The sequence below is a fragment of the Tardiphaga sp. genome (assembly GCF_028290785.1).
Classification (GTDB): domain Bacteria; phylum Pseudomonadota; class Alphaproteobacteria; order Rhizobiales; family Xanthobacteraceae; genus Tardiphaga.
In genome coordinates, this window is the sequence record NZ_JAQGJD010000408.1 from 1 (window position 1) to 5,774 (window position 5,774).

At 59.9% G+C, this 5,774-nt stretch carries 5 protein-coding genes; 3 read left to right on the top strand and 2 right to left on the bottom strand.

The features are described 5' to 3' along the window. Positions 1–31: 31 nt before the first annotated feature. Together copC and copD are read left to right on the top strand one after the other, a co-directional pair. On the top strand, positions 32–397 hold the full coding sequence (gene copC / locus JWR89_RS25730; RefSeq protein ID WP_299721027.1) for a copper homeostasis periplasmic binding protein CopC: 366 nt from the start codon (positions 32–34) through the stop codon (positions 395–397). Then, entirely contained in the window at positions 394–1,275 is an 882-nt protein-coding gene (gene copD, locus JWR89_RS25735) for a copper homeostasis membrane protein CopD (RefSeq protein WP_299721028.1), read from the top strand. The genes copC and copD overlap by 4 nt, the downstream gene beginning before the upstream one ends. Positions 1,276–1,434: 159 nt before the next feature. Here the strand turns inward: copD and JWR89_RS25740 are convergent, their stop codons facing one another. Continuing rightward, positions 1,435–1,818, bottom strand: a complete 384-nt coding sequence (locus JWR89_RS25740; protein WP_299721029.1) for a response regulator — start codon at positions 1,816–1,818, stop codon at positions 1,435–1,437. Between the two features lie 326 nt (positions 1,819–2,144). Further along, entirely contained in the window at positions 2,145–3,062 is a 918-nt protein-coding gene (locus tag JWR89_RS25745; RefSeq protein ID WP_299721030.1) for a LysR substrate-binding domain-containing protein, read from the bottom strand. A gap of 193 nt (positions 3,063–3,255) precedes the next feature. Between JWR89_RS25745 and JWR89_RS25750 the strand changes: the two genes are divergently transcribed. Further along, positions 3,256–5,774 (top strand): efflux RND transporter permease subunit (locus JWR89_RS25750; RefSeq protein ID WP_299721031.1); only part of this gene is annotated, 2,519 nt, incomplete at its 3' end.

Genomic DNA, 5,774 nt, shown 5'->3' on the forward strand with positions numbered 1-5,774 from the left:
GCAGATCTGAACCCATTCTAGAGAGATCATCATGAAGATCACCGCTAGTTTCATTGTCTTGCTCGGCGGCCTGCTATCTTGCGACGGCGCCTCTGCCCACGCTCATCTGACCTTCGCCGTGCCCGCAGACGTTGCGGTCGTGACTTCTTCGCCCACTGCGCTGTCGCTAAGTTTCACCGAAGGGCTGGAACTCGCGCTGAGCGGCGCGACACTGACGGGGCCGGATGGCAAGGCGGTTTCGACTGGCCCAACGTCGCTTGGCGCCACCGACGACAAAGTGATGAGCATCGCGATTCCCGATCCGCTCGGCGCCGGCGCTTACACGGTGGACTGGCACGCATTTTCGGACGACGGTCATGCGACGCACGGGACGTATCACTTCACGGTTGGTCAATGATCACGCCTTACATGGCGCTTGCAATCGACCGATTGTGCTTTGATGCCTCGGCTATTGCGGTCTATGGCCGCAGCGGCTTTATAACCTGGGCCGCTTCGGAATCCCTCGGACGGCTGCTCGCCGCATCGTCTTGCCGATGGGCAGGGACGGCGTGCCTGCTGGCACTTATCGCGGCGCTCGCATGGCTGCCGCTTGAAGCCGCGACAAGCGGCGGAGACTGGCATGTGGCTGTCGACGGCAACACCCTGTGGTCGCTGATGGTCGATACTGCGGTCGGAAAGGCTTGGCAGGTGAGGGCAGGCCTGGCGCTGGTGCTGCTCGCAGTTCTGTGGTGGCATCCGGCTGGACGCTGGCCGTTCCTTATTTCGGCATTGCTGCTTGCCACTCTCGCGCTCGGCGGCCATGCCCGCATCGATAGCGGCCTCCGGGGCGTCCTGCACGGACTTAACGACCTTGTACATCTACTTTCGGGCGGCGCCTGGCTTGGTGCGCTTCTGATGTTGCCGTTCTGTTTAGCACGGCTTCGCGATCCTGTTCTCGGCGCAGATGCGCGGGCCGCCCTGCGGCGCTTCTCATACGCTGGACATTTCGCGGTCGGGCTGGTGATTGCGACAGGCATTGTCAACGCCGTCTTGATCCTGCCGCGCGGGCCAATCGAACTTGGTTCGACCTATCAGTTGCTGCTGGCTGTCAAGATCGGCCTGGTCGCGACTATGACGGGACTCGCATTGGTTAACCGCTACGTCCTAGTACCGGGAATAAGGGCGCAACCCGGTCGGACGATCTTCCAAATTCAGATCGGCACTGTCGCTGAATTGACCCTTGGCCTTGGCGTCCTGGCACTGGTGGCCGCGTTTGGAATTCTGGACCCGACGTGAGGAGGCCATACTCAATTGTACCCCAATCGCTGTCGCTGTAAAAGTACGTCGCGTTTCTCCCAAAACCTTCTTCGAGGCTGAACGAACTCAGCTACGTTGCGGGACTTTCGTTGAGGGCACCGCCGGGAAAAATGCATACAACGAGCCCACGACAACGGGCTATCCCTGCCGCGGGCTGTTAAGCAGGTGCGATACGGCCGTCAGAAGCTGTGCGATCGCAAACGGTTTGGTGATCATAACGCTTTTAGGCAACCCATGGGACGCCCAATCGTACGCGCCATGGCCTGAAACATAGATGACGGCAATATCAGGGGCGAGCTCTCGGGCGTGCTTGGCAACGTCCCAACCAGACTTTGCCCGGCCTAAATTTATGTCCGTGATGACGGCGCAAAACGGCGGCTTCTGAGCGTCGAGCAATTCGACAGCTCGATCGGCGGATGCGGCAAGCATGACACTGAAGCCTCCCTCTTCCAAACCGCTCTCGATCATATGAAGGATTAGCACTTCGTCTTCGACGACCAAGATGCTTGAAATTTTTTCCAAGGTTGTCTCCCGTTGGGCGATGCATGCGGCGCATATATCATTCGGCCGGTATAAGGCAAGCATGCGGCCACGCAGACTTAACTGCAGGATAGGATGGATGAACGGTGCCCGTCCGGTATGGTCTAAGGGACCGAAGGTGATGTGCCGACAAAAACTGCTTTTCGGGAACTTGTAGCAAGAGATTGAGGAAAAAGTCGATCATCGCCGTCCAAACAAAGGGCAATTGGGAAAACCTCTTCCGGCACCCCTTCTGGCCTGTTCCACCCTCTCCGCAGTGGAAACGGGGAGGCAGCTAATCAAACAACGCACCTGTTCTTCGTGCTGCTTCATTTCGCTTTCGTTCGTTCGAGGCCCTGAATCACGGTTTCTACGGTGTCGCGCAGCCAAACATGCGCCGGCTGGTTGTCGAGGCGCCGCGGCCAACTCATCGAAACCTCAATCGGTCTGTGTTTTCCTGCCAGAGTGCCAAACGAGAGCTCACGATGAGCCACGATGTCCAGAGCGACGTGCGCAGGAAGAATAGTGACCATATCAGACGTCGCTAAAACTTGGGCAGCCGAGAGAAATGGCACGCTTGCCGCCACCGGTTTTGCTCCTGACGATACCGAAAATTCTGCTCCAAATTGGGCCGACGATATTTCCAGCTTTGTCAGTGGCGCCAGCCGCTCCGCTGAAAATATCGACTTCGCCGCGGGATGACCCGTCCGATACACCACGACGAAGCTGTCACGCATCAACGGCTTTGTCGAAAACCGTTCGCCCTTGGCGGCGTCTCGCCCAAGCGCCATATCCAGTTCGCTCCGATCCAGCATGTCTGGAACATCCAGGGTGCCGCTTGGTCTGAAGTCGAGCCTGATACCGGGTGCGATCTTGGCGCTGCGTGCCACAATCGGCGCCACCATAACGATGGCCGAGTAGTTGTCCACGGCAATCCTGAACGTGCGCGTCGCTCTTGACGGATCAAAGTGGGGCGGCTCGAGCGATCGAAGCAATCCGCCCAGCGCGACTCGGATCGGATCCGCTAGTTGTTCGGCACGCGGCGTCGGCACCATGCCTTTGGGCCCGCGAATAAAGAGGTCGTCTTTCAGCATGTGACGCAACCTGGTCAAAGCGTGGCTGGTTGCGGGCTGGCTGAGCCCGAGACTCTGCCCGGCGCGTGTCACGGAATTTTCACGTAGGATCGCGTCGAACATGACTAGCAGATTGAGGTCGATCGTGTGCAGCTGGAGCGCGGGTCGCGGCATCGGAGTGCATTCGTTTTCAACATGTCTGGATAACGAGAATGCATTTTTGGAATAGGGACTTCAACCCCATTATACGCGTTGTGACCGACAGCATTGCCTAGCGGTCGCTTACCGAATTCCGGCAACGGCCGGTGGTTTGATGATGACCGCCCGCCAGCACCCCCGAGCCCGAAATGGGCAAGCGAAAGCGAACATGATCGGAATCGTCCGTCTGGCCTTGAGCCGCCCGTACACGTTCGTCGTGATGGCAGTGCTGATCCTGATGTTCGGCGTCTCGTCGGCGGTGCGGACACCGACCGACATCTTCCCCAACATCAACATACCGGTCATCAGCGTGGTATTCAGCTACAGCGGTTTGCCGGCCGACGATATGGCCGGACGCATCGTGACGTTCTATGAGCGATCGCTGCCCAACAGCGTCAATGACATCGAGCATATCGAATCCCAGTCGATCGCCAATTACGGCATCATCAAGATCTTTTTCCAGCCGACCGTCAACATCAACGCGGCGCTGGCGCAAGTGAACGGCATGTCGCAGACAGTGCTGAAGCAGATGCCCCCGGGTATCACGCCGCCGCTGATCCTGAGCTTCAATGCCTCGAGCGTTCCGATCCTGCAGCTCGCTTTGTCGAGCAATCAAATGTCGGAGACCGCGATCTTCGATGCCGCGCTCAATTTCATTCGGCCGGCGCTGGCTCCAGTTCCGGGCGCAGCCCTTCCGCTCCCGTTCGGTGGCAAGGTGCGCCAGGTTCAGGCCGACCTGAACCAGCAGGCTCTGCATCAATACGGCGTGTCGGCAAACGACGTCATCAGCGCGCTTTCCCTGCAGAACCTGATCACGCCGGTCGGGACCGAGAAGATCGGGACATACGAATATACGGTCAATCTGAATGGATCGCCGCAGGCCATCGACGCGTTCAACAACCTGCCGATTAAGACGGTCAACGGTACCGTCGTCTACATGCGCGATGTCGCCTATGTGCACGATGGCAGCCCGCCGCAGATCAACGCGGTCCATGTCAATGGTGCCAGCGCCGTGCTGCTCACCGTCATGAAGTCGGGCGCCAGTTCGACGCTGAACATCATCAACGGTATCAAGGGACTGTTGCCGTCGGTCAAGACGACGCTGCCCGCCAGCCTGAATCTTACCGCGGTCGGCGATCAGTCGGTCTTCGTCACCGCCGCGGTCTCCAGCGTGGTTCGCGAAGGCGTCATCGCCGCGACGCTGACCGGATTCATGATCCTGCTGTTTCTCGGCAGCTGGCGCTCGACGCTGATCATCACGCTTTCGATTCCGCTGGCGATCCTGGCTGCACTGACGGGTCTTTCGCTGCTGGGCGAGACCATCAACGTCATGACGTTGGGCGGTCTGGCGCTTGCGGTGGGTATCCTGGTCGACGATGCGACGGTCACGATCGAGAACATCAGCTGGCATCTCGAGCAAGGCAAGGAGATCGAACCGGCGATCCTGGACGGCGCCCGGCAGATCGTCGTGCCGGCGACCGTCTCGCTGCTTTGCATCTGCATTGCGTTCGTGCCGATGTTCGGGCTCGGCGGCGTGGCCGGCTATTTGTTTAAGCCGCTTGCCGAAGCCGTGATGCTGGCGCTCGCCGCGTCCTACGTGCTGTCGCGCACGCTGGTGCCGACGCTTGCCAACTACCTCCTGAAGAACCAGCACGCGCCAGCTCACGAGGGCGCGGATCACGAAAAGAAGCCCAGCCGCAACCCGCTATTCCGCTTCCAGCAGGCCTTCGAGCGCCTCTTCAACAGAATTCACGGCACCTATCAGGGCCTGCTCAAGCTGTGCATGGTCAGCCGGATACCTGTGATCGCCGGCTTCCTGGTCTTCAGCATCCTGTCGTTCGGTCTTGCGCCGTTCCTTGGCCAGGACTTCTTCCCGTCCGTGGATGCCGGTCAAATCAAGCTCCATATCCGGGCGCCGACGGGGACGCGTCTCGAAGAGACCACCAGTCTTTCGGACCGCGTCGGAACCGTCATCCAGCGCGTCATTCCGGCGAACGAACTGGGCGGCATTGTCAGCAATATCGGGCTGTCGGTCAGCGGCATCAACATGGCGTACAACAATTCCGGCACCATCGGCGTGGCTGACGCCGACATCCTGATCAGCCTCAACGCCAACCACGCTCCGACCGACAGCTACATCAAGACGCTGCGGACGAAGCTTCCGACGCAGTTCCCCGGTACCGACTTCGCGTTCCTGCCTGCGGACATTGTCAGTCAGGTGCTGAATTTCGGCGTGCCGGCGCCGATCGACGTGCAGATCGCGGGCAAGGATCTTTCCGCCGACCGGACCTACGCCAATGTGCTTCTGGCCAAGATCAAGCTGATCCCGGGCATCGCCGACGCCCGCGTCCAGCAGGCGTTCCGGCAGCCGACGCTCAACGTCAATGTCGACCGTTCGCTGACATCGCTGGCCGGCCTCAGTGAAAAGGATGTCGCCACTGCGATGCTGACCACGCTGTCCGGCAGCTCGCAGTCCGCCCCGACCTACTGGCTGTACCCAGCCAGCGGGGTGTCGTATCCAGTCTCGGTGCAGACCCCGCAGCGGGACATCGATACCATGTCGGGGTTGAAGAACATCCCGGTCACGGCATACGTATCGACCAAGACACAGCTGGTCGGCGGTCTTGCCGAGGTCCAGCGTTCGAACAGCAACGTCGTGGTGTCGCACTACAACGTGCAGCCCGTGAT